The organism is Candidatus Darwinibacter acetoxidans (genome assembly GCF_041936445.1).
GTDB lineage: Bacteria > Bacillota > Limnochordia > Darwinibacteriales > Darwinibacteriaceae > DTU010.
The window spans coordinates 1-1,676 of sequence record NZ_JBHGXH010000188.1 but is presented as its reverse complement, the minus strand read 5'-3'; the positions used below and the strand labels follow the sequence as shown (position 1 = coordinate 1,676).

The 1,676-nt window shown below is 59.8% G+C and carries 1 protein-coding gene; it reads right to left on the bottom strand.

Annotated elements, in window-relative coordinates:
- Positions 1–166 precede the first annotated feature (166 nt).
- Positions 167–1,676, bottom strand: a 1,510-nt coding sequence (locus ACE4YL_RS06975) for a class I adenylate-forming enzyme family protein (RefSeq protein WP_461369424.1), incomplete at its 5' end; no start/stop codon positions are given.

Genomic DNA, 1,676 nt, shown 5'->3' with positions numbered 1-1,676 from the left:
TACTGATGCCTTTTCCAAAAGTTTGAGTAGAAATTTTCTGCCGTCGCTTTATCCATTGTCATGTTCTTGCTATTCCCCGCCATTTAGCACCATCCTCCCAGGGAAAAGTAATGTCATTGCCTTAAAGAAAAACCGCCGGTTAAGCACCAGCGGTTTATTGCAACTATCACTCCGCATCCCAGAGGCCTTGCTGCCTGAGTTCCTCCGCGGTCTCCCGGGCTATGTTCTGGAGCTGAATTTTATCCACCTTGCCTAGCCTGGTCAGCGGCATCATTTTATCCGCAGGCCAGATCTCGACATGCTGCGGCCGCTTGTAAGAGGCGATGTTCCGGCAATGCTCCATGATCTCCGCGGCGGTCAGCTCGACGCCCGGTTTGGGCTGCACAAAAGCAAAGATCCCTTCATCAAAGAGGCGATGCGGTACGCCGACCACCTCGGCCACGGCCACGCCGGGGTAGGTGGCGATATGTGCCTGCACCTCGTCGGGAAAGACGTTGTAGCCTTTCTGCTTGATCACGAACTTGCGGCGGCCGGAGAGGTAGAGAGCGCGGTAGGAACCCATATTTTTAAAGTAACCCAGGTCCCCGGTATAAAGAATGCCCTCCCTGGAGATGGCCTTAGCCGTCTCTTCCGGCTGGTTGAAGTAGCCGGGAAAAACGATGGGCGGATGGTAGCAGATCTCGCCGATCTCCCCGTCCGGCAGTTCCTCGCCTGCGGTCCCGTCCTCGCGCATGGGCGCGCGCACGGTGACCTCGGCCACGTCCGGGAAGGGCCGCCCCACCTGTCCCGCCATCTCTTCCACGGAGATGTCCGGCGGGGTAAAGGTGGCAAAGCCGGCGTTCTCGGTCATGCCCAGCCCGGTGCCGAAATGGGGCGCCATCTTGCTCAGCCGCTCCAGGAAAGGCACATCCACGGCCGACCCGGCGTAGATGGCGCTTTTGACGCTGCTGAGGTCAAAACTGTCGTAATCCGGCACAGCCCAGAGCATGCGGTATTGCGTGGGGATCATCCCGAGGATGGTGGCACGGTACTTCGCGGCGGCATCGAGGGTCTGGCGCGGATCGAACACCCGAAGCATAATCCCCGTGCCGCCCGCGTAAAACGTAGTCATCGGGGCTTCGCTCGTCCCCGCCACATGGCTCGGGGGCAGGTTAATCACCATTCTATACTCCTCTTCCCGCAGGCCGATGCCCCGGGCCAGGATTTCGTTCTGTGCGATGATGTTCTCGTGGGTCAGGACTGCCGGCTTCGGCTCCCCGGTGGTCCCGGTGGTGTAGATGATCAAAGCCGGCGTCTGCGGAGTAATCCGGGTATAAGCCCGGGCCAGTTCCCCGGTCTGCCGGTCTTTTTCCTGTAGCTCCTTGATCTTAACCGGGTCCATGAACTCGGCCACGGAGACGGCGCCGTTGATGATCTCGCCGGGCTGCGGGGCCGGAGAGAACTGGACCAGGTGGCGGACATAGCCGCAGCGGTCGCGCACCGTTTCGCCGACTACCCGGAAGTCGCGGGCCGGGGTGGGGCCAAGAAAGAAGAACGCCTTGGGTTCGATCTTGTCCAGGTCGCGGACCACTTCGTTCTCTTTAAGGCGCAGGTCAAGGGGTGCCACGATTACACCGATCTTGAAGCAGGCGTACATAAGCACATAGTGATCCGGAAATGTCAAAAGCATGGTGGCC